We start from the raw sequence: 14,101 nt of genomic DNA on the forward strand, positions 1-14,101 counted from the left end.
CTCCCCTCCTTCCCGAAGCCCTGCCCACCGTGCTCGTGGTGGACGACGAGGTGCGCTCGCAGGACGCGATGCGGCGCACGCTGGACGAGGATTTCACGGTCTTCACCGCCAGCAGCGCCGACGAGGCGCGTGGCCTGCTGGAGCGGCAACCCGTGAGCGTGATCCTGTGCGACCAGCGCATGCCCGGCATGACCGGCGTGACCTTCCTGAAGGAGGTGCGCGAGCGGTGGCCGGAGACCGTGCGCATCGTCATCTCGGGCTACACCGATTCCGAAGACATCATCGCCGGCATCAACGAGGCCGGCATCTACCAGTACATCCTCAAGCCCTGGGCGCCCGACCACCTGCTCGATTCGGTGCGCAACGCGGTGGAAGCCCAGGCCCTGCAGCGCCAGACCAGCCGGCTCGACCTGGAGCTGCGCACCAGCAACCGTGTGCTGCGCCAGCGCACGGCCACGCAGATGGCGCAGGCGCGCAGCAGCTTCGGCTTCGACCGCATCGTGCGCGCGCCGGGCAGCCCGCTGGACCATGTGTGCGCTATGGCCGAACGCACCGCGCGCTACGACATCCCGGTGCTGGTGCTCGGCGAATCGGGCACCGGCAAGGAGCTGCTGGCGCGCGCCATCCACTACGCCTCGCCACGGCTCACCGGCCCCTTCGTGGTGGAAAACTGCGCCGCGATTCCCGACTCGCTGCTCGAATCCGAACTCTTCGGCCACAAGCGTGGCGCCTTCACCGGCGCGTACGAAGACCACCCCGGCCTGTTCCAGCGCGCCAGCGGCGGCACCGTGTTCCTCGACGAGATCGGTGAAACCTCGCCGGCATTCCAGGTCAAGCTGCTGCGCGTGTTGCAGGAAGGTGAAGTGCGGCCCGTGGGCGGCGCGCGGCCGGTGCCGGTGGACGTGCGCGTGATCGCCGCCACCCACCGCCAGCTGGAGCAGCGCGTGCGCGACGGCCTGTTTCGCGAAGACCTGTACTACCGCATCGCCGGCATCACCATCACCGTGCCGCCGCTGCGCGAGCGCGTGGCCGACATCCCGCCCATCGCGCACCAGCTGGTGCAGGACGTGGCCGCCGAGCTCGGGCACCCGGGCGCGACCCTGCCCGATGAAGCCATGGCCTGTCTTGTGGCCTACCCCTGGCCGGGCAACATCCGCGAGCTGCGCAACGAGATCGCGCGTGCGCTGGCGCTGCACGACGGTACGCAGCTGGACGCCGCGGCCTTCTCCAGCCGCGTGCTGCAGGGCCGCGCCTCGGGGTCTGCCGACGACCTCACCGCCGCCATTCCGCAGAGCGGCACGCTGGGCGAACGGCTGGACGTGATCGAGGCCATGCTGCTGCGCGAGACCCTGCTGCGCCACCGCTGGAACAAGACGCGTGCCTCCGCCGAGCTGGGGCTCTCGCGCGTGGGCTTGCGCGCCAAGATGCAGCGTTTCGGTCTCGACAAGCCATGACCGCATTCGACCAGCCCCTTGCCTTCCACGCCGCCGATGCGGTGCTCGCTCGCTGGGGCCACGACCCGCACGCGCTGGTTCAGGTGCTGCGCGAAACGCAGGCACAGACCCACTGGCTGCCACGCGACTTGCTGGCCCACATCGCGCAAACCTTGCGCCTGCCGCTGGCCCAGGTCGAAGGCGTGGCCACGTTCTACCGTTTCTTCCACATCCGGCCTGTGGGTCGGCTGCGGGTGCTGTTCTCCGACAACATCACCGACCGGATGTTGGGCAGCGAGGCGCTGCTGGCCCGGCTCTGTGAGCGCCTCGGTGTGGTGCCGGGTCAGCCCGATGTCCAGGGCCGGTTCAGCGTCGACCGGGCGTCCTGCACCGGCCTGTGCGACCAGGGCCCGGCGCTGCTGATCAACCACCACCAGGTCATCACCCGCCTCGACGCCGACCGCATCGATGCGCTCGCGGTGCTCATGCGGGATGAGGTGCCGGTGGACGACTGGCCCGCTGACTGGTTCCATGTGCACAACACAGTGCACCGCGCCGATGCGCTGCTGACCGGCCTGTCGGTGGACGCGCCGGCCTTGTCCGCCGTGATCGCGCGCGAGCCCCAGGCCCTGATCGACGAGCTGGCCCGCGCCGGCCTGCGCGGGCGTGGCGGTGCCGGCTTTCCGACCGCGCGCAAGTGGCAGGCCTGTCGCGATGCCAGCGGGCCGCTGCGCTGTGTGGTCTGCAACGCCGACGAAGGCGAGCCCGGCACCTTCAAGGACCGCGCGCTGCTCAGCGACCACGCCGACGCGGTGTTCGACGGCATGACCGTCGCCGCACGCGCCGTCGGCGCACAGCAGGGCTGGCTCTACCTGCGCGGCGAATACCGCTACCTGCTGCCGCATCTTCAAGCCGTGCTGGAGCGCCGCCGCGCCAGCGGGCTGCTGGGGCCCAACGCCACTGGCCTGGCCGGATTTGATTTCGACATCGGCATCCACCTCGGCGCCGGGGCTTACGTCTGCGGCGAAGAGTCGGCGCTCATCGAGTCGCTGGAAGGGAAACGCGGCTCGCCGCGCATCCGCCCGCCGTTTCCGGTGGAGCGCGGCTACCTGGGGCGCCCGACCGTGGTCAACAACGTCGAGACCTTCTGCGCCGTGGCGCACATCGCGCGGCGCGGTGGTGCCTGGTGGTCCGGCATCGGCCTCGCGTCGTCCACCGGCACCAAGATCCATTCGGTCTCGGGCGACTGCGAGCGCCCGGGCCTGTACGAATACCCGCTGGGCACGCCGATCGCGCGCATCCTGGCCGACTGCGGCGCCCGCGACGCCCAGGCGGTGCAGGTGGGTGGTCCCTCGGGTACCTGCGTGCCCGCGTCGGGCTTCGATCGGCGCATCGCGTTCGACGACGTGCCCAGCGCCGGTGCCTTCATGGTCTTCAACGGCACACGCGACCTGTTCGAGGTGGCGCGCCACTTTGCCCGCTTCTTCGCGCACGAGAGCTGCGGACTCTGCACGCCCTGCCGCGTGGGTACCGAGCTGGTGGTGCGGCGGCTGGACAAACTCGCCCAGGCACGCGGCGCCGGTCGCGGCTCGGCCTTCGACCTGGAACGCCTGCACGAGCTGGATGAGCTGCTGCACAGCGGCACGCACTGCGGCCTCGGCGCCTCGGCCTGCAACCCGCTGCGCGACACGCTGGCCCACTTCGGAGAGGTCTACGCGTCGCGCACGACGACGCCACAGTTCGAACCCGAGTTCGATCTCGATGCCGAACTCTCGGCGGCCCGGCGCGTCACGGGTCGCACCGACCCGGGTGCCCACCTCAACACAGAGCATCTGTCATGACCGATGTGACGTCCCAACCCCTGTTCCAGTTTGACGGCCAGCCGGTGCCGCTGCAACCCGGCGACACCATCCTGCAGGCCGCCCAGCGCGCCGGGCACGCCGTGCCCCACCTGTGCTGGCACCCCGAGGTCTCGGCCAGTGCCTCCTGCCGGGTCTGCACGGTGCACGTGGACGGCAGGCCAGTGGCAGCCTGCACCACCGCCGCGGCCGCCGGGCAAACCGTGGACTGCCACACCGCCGGACTGCGCGCGCAGCGGCTGCGCCTGTTGCAGATGCTGTTCGTCGAGGGCAATCACTTCTGCCCCGGCTGCGAAAAAAGTGGCCACTGTCTGCTGCAGGAACAGGCCGAACGCGCCGGCATGACCGATCTGCATTTCGAAACCCTGAACCCCGAGCGCCCGGTCGACGCCAGCCACCCCGATGTGCTGTTCGAACCCAACCGCTGCATCCTGTGCCAGCTCTGCGTGCGCGCCAGCGATGAACTCGACGGCAAGCAGGTCTTCGCCATCGGCGGCCACGGCATCGGCACGCATCTGCTGATCAACAGCGACAGCGGCCGGCTCGGTGACAGCGCGCTCTCGGTGGACGACCGTGCCGCCCACATCTGCCCGGTCGGCGCGCTGCTGCCCAAGCGGGTCGGCTTTGCCGTCCCCATCGGTCAGCGGACCTTCGACGACGCGGAGACGCGCGGATGAACACCGACACCCCCACCCCCCGCAAGCTGCGCGTGGCCACGGTCTCGCTGGCGGGTTGCTTTGGCTGCCACATGTCCTTTCTCGACATCGACGAGCGCCTGTTCGAGCTGATCGAACACGTTGAATTTGACCGCTCGCCGCTGACCGACATCAAGACGGTGGGGCCGTGCGACATCGGCCTGGTCGAGGGCGGCCTGTGCAACGCCGAAAACGTCGAGGTGCTGCGGGCGTTCCGCGCCAACTGCCGTGTGCTCGTGGCGGTGGGCGCCTGCGCCATCACCGGCGGCCTGCCCGCCTTGCGCAACCACCTCGATGTCGGGGACATGCTGCAGGCCGTGTACGGCACCGTGCCCGACGACCCCGAACTCCCGCTGCCGCTCAACAAGGTGCACCCCATCCACGAGGTGGTGCGCATCGACCACGCGCTGCCCGGTTGCCCGCCTCCGGCCGATGCCTTCTGGCAACTGCTGCAGGACCTGATGGCCGGGCACGAGCCCGTGCTGAACAAGGGGCTGATCCGTTATGACTGAAGCCACCCGCCCGCTGGAAACCGCCGCCGAACCCCAGGGCCTGCGCCGCATCGTGATCGACCCGGTCTCGCGCGTCGAGGGCCACGGCAAGGTCACGTTGCTGCTGGACGATGACAACCGCATCCAGCAGGTGCGCCTGCACATCGTCGAATTCCGGGGCTTCGAGCAGTTCATCGTCGGCCGGCCCTACTGGGAGGTGCCGGTGATGGTGCAGCGCCTGTGCGGCATCTGCCCGGTCTCGCACCACCTGGCCGCCACCAAGGCGCTGGACCGCGTGGTCGGCGGCTGGCCGGTGCCCGAAGCGGCCGACAAGATTCGCCGCCTGATGCACTACGGCCAGATCGTGCAGAGCCACGCGCTGCACTTCTTCCACCTGTCCTCGCCCGACCTGCTGTTCGGCTTCGATGCCGACGTCGCGCAGCGCAACATCGTCGGCGTGGCGATGGCGCACCCCGAGGCCGCGCGCCAGGGCGTGATGCTGCGCAAGTTCGGTCAGGAGGTGATCCGCATCACGGCGGGCAAGCGGGTGCACGGCACCGGCTCCATTCCCGGTGGCATGAACCGCGCGGTGGATCCGGCCGAGCGCGATGTGCTGCGCGCGCAACTGTCCCAGGTGCTGGCCTGGGCCGAGGCGGCGGTGGATCTGGCCGAGCGCCTGCACACCGGCTTGCCTCAGCACCTGGTGGGCTTTGCCGAAACCCCGGCGGCCATGATGTCGCTGGTCGGTCCCGGCGGCGCGATGGAGTTCTACGACGGCATGCTGCGCGTGCGCGAGGCCGACGGTCGCATCGCGGTCGACGGCTTCGAGGACCAGCGCTACCGCGAGCTGATCGGCGAGGGCGTCAAGCCCTGGACCTACATGAAGTTTCCCTACCGCCTGACGCTCGGACCAGATGCCGGCTGGTACCGCGTCGGCCCGTTGGCCCGCGTGCAGAACTGCGACTTCATTCCCACACCCCGCGCCGAAGCACGGCGCCAGGCCTTTGTCGCCGCGCACGGCGGCCGGCCGGTGCACGCGGTGCTGGCGACCCACTGGGCACGCATGATCGAGTTGCTGCACGGCGTGGAGGTGGTGGCCGATTTGCTGGACGACCCGGTCATCCTCGGTGGCCCGCTGATCGCCACCGGTGAGCGCCAGCGCGGCGGCGTGGGCATCATCGAAGCGCCGCGCGGCACGCTGATCCACGAGTACGAGGTGGGCGACGACGACCTGGTCACGCGCTGCAACCTGATCGTCTCGACCACCCACAACAACCAGGCCATGAACGAAGCAGTGCGCTCGGTGGCCCTGCAGTACCTCGACGGCCAGACCATCACCGAGCCGCTACTCAACCACATCGAGGTCGCCATCCGCGCCTACGACCCCTGCCTGTCCTGCGCCACGCATGCGCTGGGCCAGATGCCGCTGGCGGTGACGCTGCGCAACGCGCGCGGCGAGGTGCTCGACCACGTGCACCGTTCGTCCCGTGGCGACACCGTGCGCGGCACCCGGCCGCATTCGGCGGAGGCTGCGTTATGAGCTCCAAGGTGGCGCCGCTGCTGGTGTTCGGCTGGGGCAACCCGGGCCGGGGCGACGACGCGCTCGGCCCGCTGCTGGTCGAACAGCTGGCCAGCCATGCGCAAGCGCTGCCGGCGGGGCGGCTCGAATGCCTCACCGATTTCCAGTTGCAGGTCGAACACGCGCTCGATCTCGTGGGCCGCGAGCGTGTGCTCTTCGTGGACGCCGCCATCGGCCTGCAGACCCCGTTTGCGGTGAGCACCGTGGTGCCTGCGCCGGTCGCCGGCTTCACCACCCACGCGCTGGCGCCCGAGGCGCTGCTGCAGGTGTATCGTGATCTGGAACGCGCCGAGCCGCCGCCCTGTACGCTGCTCGCCATCCGCGCCCAGCGCTTCGAGCTCGGTGAAGCGCCGGGCGAACAGGCCCTGACCGATCTGGCCTTGGCCCTGGCCTGGGCGATGGAATGGGCCCGTCTGCCCGAGGAGATACCCGCATGAACGTGCTCTGGCTTCAAAGTGGCGGTTGCGGTGGCTGCAGCATGTCGCTGCTGTGCGCCGACACCACCGATTTTCAGGGCCACCTGCGCGACGGTGGCGTGAACCTGCTGTGGCACCCCTCGCTGTCGATGGCGAGTGGCGAAGAGGTGATCGCGCTGCTGCACTCGGTGCAGGACGGCGGCACGCGTCTCGACGCGCTGTGCGTCGAAGGCTCCTTGCTGCGCGGCCCGAACGGCACCGGGCGTTTCCACATGCTGGCCGGCACCGGCCTGCCCATGATCCACTGGGTGCGCGAGCTCGCGGCGAAGGCGCAACATGTGCTGGCGGTGGGCAGCTGCGCGGCCTGGGGCGGCATCACGGCGGGCGGCGACAACCCCACCGACGCCTGCGGCCTGCAGTACGAAGACGACCGCATCGGTGGCCTGCTCGGCGCGGACTTTCGCTCAACCAGCGGCCTGCCGGTGATCAACATCGCGGGTTGCCCCACGCACCCGAGCTGGGTGATCGACACGCTCATGGCGCTGGCCGCCGACGGCTTTGCGGCCGACGACCTCGACCCGCTGAACCGGCCGCGTTTCTACGCCGACCAGCTGGTGCACCACGGCTGCACGCGCAACGAGTACTACGAGTTCAAGGCCAGTGCCGAGAAGCCGTCGGACCTCGGCTGCATGATGGAACACATGGGCTGCAAGGGCACGCAGGTGCACGCCGACTGCAACACCCGCCTTTGGAACGGCGAAGGCAGCTGCACGCGCGGCGGCTACGCCTGCATCGCCTGCACCGAGCCAGGTTTCCAGGAGCCCGGCCACCCGTTCCACGAAACGCCCAAGCTCGCCGGCATCCCCATCGGCCTGCCGACCGACATGCCCAAGGCCTGGTTTGTCGCGCTGGCTTCCTTGTCCAAGAGTGCCACGCCCAAGCGGGTGAAGAACAACGCGGTGGCGGATCACCTGGTTGTCAAACCCGCGGTCCGCAAGACACGCTTGAAATGAGCACACCATGAGCAGGCTTCTCGTTGGTCCGTTCAACCGCGTCGAAGGAGACTTGGAAGTCTCGCTCGACATCGCCGATGGCCGCGTCACCTCGGCCCAGGTCAACGCGACCATGTACCGCGGTTTCGAGCAGATCCTGCAGGGCAAGGCGCCGCACGACGCGCTGGTCTATGTGCCGCGCATCTGCGGCATTTGTTCGGTGTCGCAGTCGGTCGCTTCGGCGCGTGCGCTGGCCGACCTGGGCGGCATCACCATGCCTGCCAACGGACAACACGCGACCAACCTGATCCTGGCGACCGAAAACCTGGCCGATCACCTGACGCACTTCTACCTGTTCTTCATGCCGGACTTCGCCCGCCCGGTTTACGCGGGTCACCCCTGGCATGCCGAGGCGCAACGACGCTTCGCGCCCGACCACGGCGAGCAGGTGCGTGCGGCCACGGCGGCGCGCCAGCGCTGGCTCACCCTGTTGGGCACGCTGGGCGGCAAGTGGCCGCACACGCAGTCGGTCGAACCGGGGGGATCCACCCGTGCCATCGACGCCGCCGAGCGTGTGCGCCTGCTGGCGAAAGTGCGCGAGTTCCGCAGCTTCCTGGAGCGCCAGCTGTTCGCCGCGCCGCTCGAAGCCGTGGCCGCGCTGGCCAACGAAGACGCGCTCTGGGACTGGCACGCGCAGGACCCGCTGGGCGGCGACCTGCGTTTTTTCCTCACCCTTGTGCGCGACCTGCGGCTCGACACGCTCGGCCCCGGTCCGGGCCGCTACCTGAGCTATGGCGCTTATGCACAGTCGGGTGGTGGCTGGGCCTTGCCCGGTGGGGTGTGGCGCGCGCAGACCGGCGCGGTCGAAGCGCTGAACCCGCACGCCATCACCGAAGACGCCACCCACGCCTGGCTGGCCCACGCACGCGAGCCGCTGCACCCGCTGCACGGCATCACCCGCCCCGAGCCCGACAAGCCCGGCGCCTACACCTGGAACAAGGCGCCGCGCCTGGGTGGTGACGTGGTCGAGACCGGCGCCATCGCCCGCCAGCTCACCAGCGGCATGCCCTTGGTGCGCGACGCGGTGGCGCGCTACGGCGGCACGGTCTACACGCGTGTGCTGGCGCGGCTGATCGAGCTCGCGCGCGTGGTGCCGCTGATGGAAGCCTGGTTGCAGGCGATCCGCCCGACCGAAGCCTTCTGCGTGCCGACGACGCTGCCCGACGAGGGCAGTGGCGTGGGCCTGAGCGAGGCCGCGCGCGGCAGCCTGGGCCACTGGCTGGTGGTGCGGCGCGGGCGCATCGCCAACTACCAGATCGTTGCGCCCACCAGCTGGAATTTTTCCCCGCGCGATGCGCAGGGAACGCCCGGTGCGCTGGAGCAGGCGCTGGTGGACGCACCGGTGCGGGAAGGCGAAAAAACCCCTGTCGCTGTCCAGCACATCGTGCGTTCCTTCGACCCCTGCATGGTCTGCACGGTGCACTAGATTGATCATGAGCAAGCCCCGTTCCCCAAGCCCCTTGCCCACCGTGCCGATGGAAGGTGTGGACGAGTCCACCTGGCTGGACGTGATCCAGAAGATGGACGAGGTCTACACGCGGCTGATCGACGACGAGGTCGAGCTGGAGAAGAAGAACACCGAGCTGGAACAGTCGCAGCAGTTCATCTTCAGCGTGCTGACCTCCATGTCGGACGTGCTGGTGGTGTGCGACGAGCGCGGTCTGATCGAGCAGGCCAACGCGGCCCTGTGCGAGCTGGTGGGCCGTCCCGAAGAACAGTTGCGCAGCAGCAGCCTGGCCGACCTGCTGGCTGACGCCGCCAGCGTGGACGCCGCGCGCGCCGCGATGGACCGGTCCGACGCGCCGCGCGCCGGCCAGGGCATCGAGCTCAACCTGCTCGACCGCGCGGGCCAGCCGGTGCCGGTGGACGCGAACTGCACACCGCGCATCGGCCCCAACGGCCGGCGCGTCGGCACCGTTTGGGTGGGCCGGCCCACGGCCGAGCTCAAGCGTGCGTACCACGAGATGCGCGCCGCACACGAGGCCTTGAAGCGCACCCAGCAGCAGCTGCTGCATTCTGAAAAGATGGCCTCGCTCGGCCAGCTGGTGGCCGGCGTGGCGCACGAGCTCAACAACCCGATCAGCTTCGTGCTGGGCAATGTGCACGCGCTGCGCAAGTACTGCGACCGCCTGCAGACCTACATGGCCGCACTGCACGCGCACGAGCCCGAGCCGGTGCTTCAGGCGTTGCGGCAGAAGCTGCGCATCGAACACCTGCTGGGCGATCTGCCCTCGCTGATCGAGGGCACGCTCGAAGGCGCGCAACGCACCGCCGACATCGTGCACGGGCTCAAGCGGTTTTCGGCCATGGACCCGGAGGAGCGCACGCCGGTGAACCTGGTCGAGGTGATCGATCGTGCGATCCACTGGGTACAAAAAGGGAGGCCGACGCCGGTGGACGTGCGCTGGCAGGCCGGGGAGCGCTGCACCGTGATGGGCAGTGCGGGGCAGCTGCAGCAGGTGATGATGAACCTGCTGCAGAACGCGTTCGACGCCGTGGGCGGCCCCGGGGTGGTGTCGCCCTGCGTGTGGGTGGCGATGGCCTGCGAGGGCACGCAGGTGCGCGTGAGCGTGCGCGACAACGGACCCGGCATTCCGCCCGAGCACCTGCTGCGCATCTTCGATCCCTTCTTCACCACCAAGCCGGTGGGCAAGGGCACGGGCCTGGGCCTGTCGATCAGCTACGGCATCGTCGAGCAGCACGGCGGGCGCCTGAGCGCGCACAACGCCGATGGCGGTGGGGCCGAGTTCGTGCTGGAGCTGCCCAAGGCGCAGTAACGCAAGCCCATCCACCGGAGCGCACGCCCGAGCCCAGTACACGCCGAGGATCCGGCTCTGCCGGTCCCAGGGCGTGGTCCCCCTCGGGGGGAAGCCGCGCAGCGGCGCAGGGGGGTGACAATCCCCGCATGGAATTGCTGCTCGTCTCAATAGCTTCGCTGTTTGCCGGTTTTGTCGATTCGATCGTCGGTGGCGGCGGGCTGATCCTCGTCCCGGCGCTGTTCGCCGTGTTTCCCAACACCCACCCGGCCACGCTGTTCGGTGTCAACAAGGGCGCGTCGATCTGGGGCACGGGGGTGGCCACGCTGCAGTACGCGCAACGGGTGCAGATGCCCTGGCGCGCGCTGCTGCCGGCGGCGGCCGTGTGCTTCGTGGGCTCGATGCTGGGCGCCTGGACGGTGACGGTCATCTCGCCCGATTTCCTGCGTCGCGCGCTGCCGCTGGTGCTGCTCGGTGTGCTGCTCTACACCCTGGCCCGCAAGGACCTGGGCCGTCACCACACGCCGCACTTCACGGGCCGCCAGGAGGCGATGGCCGCCGCCACGCTCGGCGCCACCATCGGCTTCTACGACGGTTTTTTCGGCCCCGGCACCGGCAGCTTCTTCGTCTTTCTGTTCGTGCGCTGGCTGGGCTACGACTTCCTGCACGCCAGCGCCAGCGCCAAGCTGCTCAACACCACCTCCAACCTGGCGGCGCTGATGCTGTTCGCCTGGAAGGGCCACGTCTGGTGGCACTTCGCACTGGTGATGGCCGTGGCCAACGTGGTGGGCAGCCTGCTCGGCACGCGGCTGGCGCTCAAACACGGCAGCGGCTTCGTGCGCGGCGCCTTCATCGTGGTGGTCACCGCACTGATCCTGAAGACCGGCTACGACGCCTGGTGGCGGTGAGTCCACTCCCGCGCCGCCTGCGGGTCACCCCCTCACGGGGGCGATGCGAGTGGCCCGGCGAAGCCGGTTCCACCGCATCTTGGGATCAAGCCCGCACGCCGGCGAAGTCGGTCGATGTCAGAGGGGCGTGTCCCACAAGGGCACGCGGAGCGGCGGGGCTTCAGACCTGCTGGCAGAGCTTGTGGGGCTGCTCCCAGCCCGAACCGTAGCGCGGCCAGTCGACCAGCACGCCTTCATCGGTCTGGGCCACGACGCGGCCATCAAGGCGGTCGATGCTGCCTTTGTTGAAACGGTTGACGCGGGCCCCGGTGGTGAACCGGGGCGTTTCGATGTCGAACAGGGATTTGAGGAAATTCAGCATGGCATTTCTCGCTCAGTAAGCACCGGAGCTGTTGTGCCCAAGATGGGCTTGGTCCCAACGGCGCTGCATGTCTTCCAGCTGAGAGAGGCTGGTTGCCGTGCCGAGGTAAGCCTCCAGCGTGTCGGATGTGCCGACGCTGGCGCGGTCGAAGAAGTCGCGGATGGTGCGGGTCACGCGGGACCAGAGGGATGGGGTGGGGGTATTCATGATGTATCAGACTAGGGTTTACCCTAAGTATAAAGATGTTCACCATGAAAGCCAATGTCATAAGTTATGCTAATTAAGCATCGGAAACCACTCCCCAAGGTATGACGGGGGACCAGGGCTGCATGAACTCAGGCGTTGTTCAACGCAGGCCATCCCGGGTGCCGCCCCTGAACACAGGTAAACTGAGTGCAAAAGTTCTCAAAGGAGGTCCCTTGTTGTTCAAACACCGACTGCCACTCGCCCTGTGCCTGAGCCTGACGCTGTGGGCCACGGGCTGCCAACCCCAACCCACCACGGAATCCACGATGACACCCGATGTCCCAGCGAGTCCCGGCGCCAGCAAGAACGACAAGTCCGCGCAACAGCACCTCTACCGCCTCAACCCCACGCCAAAACAGGGCTACGAGATCGTGCTGACCATCCAGGACGCGCCGGGGCCGTTCAAAAAAATGGGGTGGAGCGCGCTGTACCAGGCCAAGGGCTGCAACTACGTCGTCAACGACTTCGCCGGGGTGCGGGGGGAGCCGGAACACACGGTGGAGCTGCCCTTCACCGAGCGCCCCGATGGCAGCTTCGCCGCCACCGTCTACCTCGACGCCATGCTGGACGAGGACTATTACGGCAATGGGGTGTGCCAGTGGACGCTGGCGGGTGTGGGTGCGGGAGGCTCGCCAAGCGGTGCACCGGAAGAAACCGCGTTCAACGGCAATATTGACCTCGAACATTTGCTGGCTGAAAAACCGCGTTCGATGTTCTATTGGAAAGGTGCCTACGGCACTGTTGTGCGCAAGCCAGATGCGCAGATTCAGGTCTCGCCGGTGGCGTTTGGGTCGCCTGACCGCAGCCAATTCAAACCGGCACTTCAGGCAGAGCTCTTTTCATTGACGTTGACACCTAGGAAGGTGCTTCCATGAGCATGAACAGCCAGGACCATGCCGATCTTGCCAGGGACGCCTACAACGCCCGTCAGATGACGGGGGCTCTCGACAAGCCCGTGCCCATCGGACGGCACGAATACCGAGTCCTGGCGCATCACGACAACCCGCGTACCGGCTACCAGGGCACCATCTACCAGCGGGTGGACACCAACGAAATCATCGTCGCCCACCGGGGTACCGAGTTCGACTGTGAAGCCCTGAAAGACGGGCTGCTGGCCGACGGCGGCATGGTGCTCAGTCGCTCCAATTTGCAGGCCTCCGATGCGATCGCCCTAACCCGCAAGGCGCTGCAGCTCGCACAAGAAAAAGCAACTGGAGAAGGTGGCATCGCGCCCCCCGTCACCGTCACGGGCCACTCCCTGGGCGGCACGCTGGCGCAGGTGACGGCGCACCACTTCGACCTGCGTGGCGAAACCTTCAACGCCTACGGTGCCACCAGCCTGGGCCTGCGCATCCCGGCCGGAGGCAGTTCGGTCACCAACCACGTCATGGCCGGCGACCTGGTCAGCGCCGCCAGCGCCCACTACGGCCAGGTCAAGGTTCATGCCACGGCCCAGGAAATCTAGACCCTGGACGCCCACGGCTACGACAACAAGACCCACTGGAGCGATCCCCTGCGCGGTCACGGCCCCATCCAGTTGGCCACCGGATTCACCCCGCCCACCACCTCGGCCGCCGCCATCGCCATGGCCGACAGCCACAAGATGCACCACTTCGCCAGCGTGGATGCCAACGGCCGCCCCGACCGCTCAGTGCTGGAGGACCCGGCCACCGTGCAGCGTGCACAGGACAACGTCACGCGCATCGGCGAGTACCGGCGCGATGTGCAGGGCATGCGCGGCGTCATCACCGCTGTCGGCCGAGGGCCCGTGGGCAATGTTCTGGATGCCGTGGATGTCCTGCGTGGCCCACTGCCGCCCGGTGAACCCGCCCGGCGCGAGCGCGAAGCCGATGCACCTGCCGCCCAGCCATTGACCTCTGTGACCCAACCCCGGGCCGCTGGCCCGGCGCTCTCACGCGTCTCCCAGGCGTTGCTGAGCGACAGCCAGCGCGAAGTGCGCCAACTCGCTGTTACCCACCAACTGCCCTGGGACCGGGGCCTGGACAACACGGTCTGTTCGCTGGCCTGCTGCGCGCGGGAAAACGGCCTGAGCGGCATCAACCTGCTGCGGGTGAACAACGGCCAGATCCGGTTTGGCCAGCACGAGCATGGTGTGCTCAAAGACGGCGTGCTCGATGCCCGGCAGGCGGCCAACACGCCGGCCGCCGACTCGATGTCGCGGCTGGCGACGCTCGACCAGCAGGCGAGCCGGGAACCACGCAACGGGAGGCAACCCGCTGGGATGCAGCCCGCCGCGCACGAACCGCAGCTGCGTGCGATGTGAGTCTGTGCTGGCGGCACGTTT

15 protein-coding genes are annotated in these 14,101 nt (G+C 68.5%); 13 read left to right on the forward strand and 2 right to left on the reverse strand.

The window, feature by feature from the left end; all coding sequences use genetic code 11:
- Positions 1 to 68 precede the first annotated feature (68 nt).
- The 10 genes from F3K02_RS17300 (at position 69) to F3K02_RS17345 (ending at position 11,189) form a co-directional block, all read left to right on the forward strand.
- Positions 69 to 1,454, forward strand: coding sequence for a sigma-54-dependent transcriptional regulator (locus tag F3K02_RS17300; protein ID WP_218179506.1), 1,386 nt, complete (start codon positions 69 to 71; stop codon positions 1,452 to 1,454).
- Positions 1,451 to 3,274 (forward strand): NAD(P)H-dependent oxidoreductase subunit E, encoded by a 1,824-nt coding sequence (locus F3K02_RS17305; RefSeq protein WP_177136882.1) that lies wholly within the window; start codon positions 1,451 to 1,453, stop codon positions 3,272 to 3,274. The genes F3K02_RS17300 and F3K02_RS17305 overlap by 4 nt, the downstream gene beginning before the upstream one ends.
- Positions 3,271 to 3,969 (forward strand): 2Fe-2S iron-sulfur cluster-binding protein, encoded by a 699-nt coding sequence (locus F3K02_RS17310; protein ID WP_177136883.1) that lies wholly within the window; start codon positions 3,271 to 3,273, stop codon positions 3,967 to 3,969. Before F3K02_RS17305 ends, F3K02_RS17310 begins: the two co-directional genes overlap by 4 nt.
- Positions 3,966 to 4,499, forward strand: a complete 534-nt coding sequence (locus F3K02_RS17315; RefSeq protein WP_177136884.1) for an NADH-quinone oxidoreductase subunit B family protein — start codon at positions 3,966 to 3,968, stop codon at positions 4,497 to 4,499. The genes F3K02_RS17310 and F3K02_RS17315 overlap by 4 nt, the downstream gene beginning before the upstream one ends.
- Entirely contained in the window at positions 4,492 to 6,018 is a 1,527-nt protein-coding gene (locus tag F3K02_RS17320; RefSeq protein WP_177136885.1) for a Ni/Fe hydrogenase subunit alpha, read from the forward strand. Before F3K02_RS17315 ends, F3K02_RS17320 begins: the two co-directional genes overlap by 8 nt.
- Positions 6,015 to 6,494: a hydrogenase maturation protease gene (locus F3K02_RS17325; RefSeq protein WP_177136886.1), complete on the forward strand. Its 480-nt coding sequence runs from the start codon at positions 6,015 to 6,017 to the stop codon at positions 6,492 to 6,494. The genes F3K02_RS17320 and F3K02_RS17325 overlap by 4 nt, the downstream gene beginning before the upstream one ends.
- Positions 6,491 to 7,486 carry an NADH-quinone oxidoreductase subunit B family protein gene (locus tag F3K02_RS17330; RefSeq protein ID WP_177136887.1) on the forward strand — a complete coding sequence of 332 codons (996 nt, stop codon included), beginning with the start codon at positions 6,491 to 6,493 and terminating at the stop codon, positions 7,484 to 7,486. Before F3K02_RS17325 ends, F3K02_RS17330 begins: the two co-directional genes overlap by 4 nt.
- Positions 7,487 to 7,493: 7 nt before the next feature.
- Complete coding sequence (locus F3K02_RS17335) at positions 7,494 to 8,951, forward strand: nickel-dependent hydrogenase large subunit (RefSeq protein WP_177136888.1); 1,458 nt, start codon at positions 7,494 to 7,496, stop codon at positions 8,949 to 8,951.
- Positions 8,952 to 8,958: 7 nt separating this feature from the next.
- Positions 8,959 to 10,302 (forward strand): PAS domain-containing sensor histidine kinase, encoded by a 1,344-nt coding sequence (locus F3K02_RS17340; RefSeq protein WP_177136889.1) that lies wholly within the window; start codon positions 8,959 to 8,961, stop codon positions 10,300 to 10,302.
- A 128-nt stretch (positions 10,303 to 10,430) separates the two neighbouring features.
- Positions 10,431 to 11,189, forward strand: a complete 759-nt coding sequence (locus F3K02_RS17345; protein ID WP_177136890.1) for a sulfite exporter TauE/SafE family protein — start codon at positions 10,431 to 10,433, stop codon at positions 11,187 to 11,189.
- A gap of 160 nt (positions 11,190 to 11,349) precedes the next feature.
- Here the strand turns inward: F3K02_RS17345 and F3K02_RS17350 are convergent, their stop codons facing one another.
- Positions 11,350 to 11,550, reverse strand: coding sequence for a hypothetical protein (locus tag F3K02_RS17350; RefSeq protein WP_177136891.1), 201 nt, complete (start codon positions 11,548 to 11,550; stop codon positions 11,350 to 11,352).
- A 12-nt stretch (positions 11,551 to 11,562) separates the two neighbouring features.
- A complete protein-coding gene (locus F3K02_RS17355) occupies positions 11,563 to 11,757 on the reverse strand; it encodes a hypothetical protein (RefSeq protein WP_177136892.1) in 195 nt (64 codons plus the stop codon).
- Between the two features lie 305 nt (positions 11,758 to 12,062).
- Between F3K02_RS17355 and F3K02_RS17360 the strand changes: the two genes are divergently transcribed.
- The 3 genes from F3K02_RS17360 to F3K02_RS17370 all read left to right on the forward strand — a co-directional run bounded on the left by F3K02_RS17360 (position 12,063) and on the right by F3K02_RS17370 (position 14,080).
- Entirely contained in the window at positions 12,063 to 12,671 is a 609-nt protein-coding gene (locus tag F3K02_RS17360) for a hypothetical protein (protein ID WP_177136893.1), read from the forward strand.
- Positions 12,668 to 13,261, forward strand: a complete 594-nt coding sequence (locus F3K02_RS17365; RefSeq protein WP_177136894.1) for a Tle-like phospholipase domain-containing protein — start codon at positions 12,668 to 12,670, stop codon at positions 13,259 to 13,261. Before F3K02_RS17360 ends, F3K02_RS17365 begins: the two co-directional genes overlap by 4 nt.
- A 72-nt stretch (positions 13,262 to 13,333) precedes the next feature.
- The gene (locus tag F3K02_RS17370; RefSeq protein ID WP_177136895.1) at positions 13,334 to 14,080 is read left to right on the forward strand and encodes a hypothetical protein; all 747 of its coding nucleotides are present in this window, start codon (positions 13,334 to 13,336) and stop codon (positions 14,078 to 14,080) included.
- The last annotated feature ends 21 nt before the right edge of the window (positions 14,081 to 14,101 follow it).

This window comes from Hydrogenophaga aromaticivorans, from assembly GCF_013387465.1.
GTDB classification, from domain to species: Bacteria; Pseudomonadota; Gammaproteobacteria; order Burkholderiales; family Burkholderiaceae_C; genus Hydrogenophaga; species Hydrogenophaga aromaticivorans.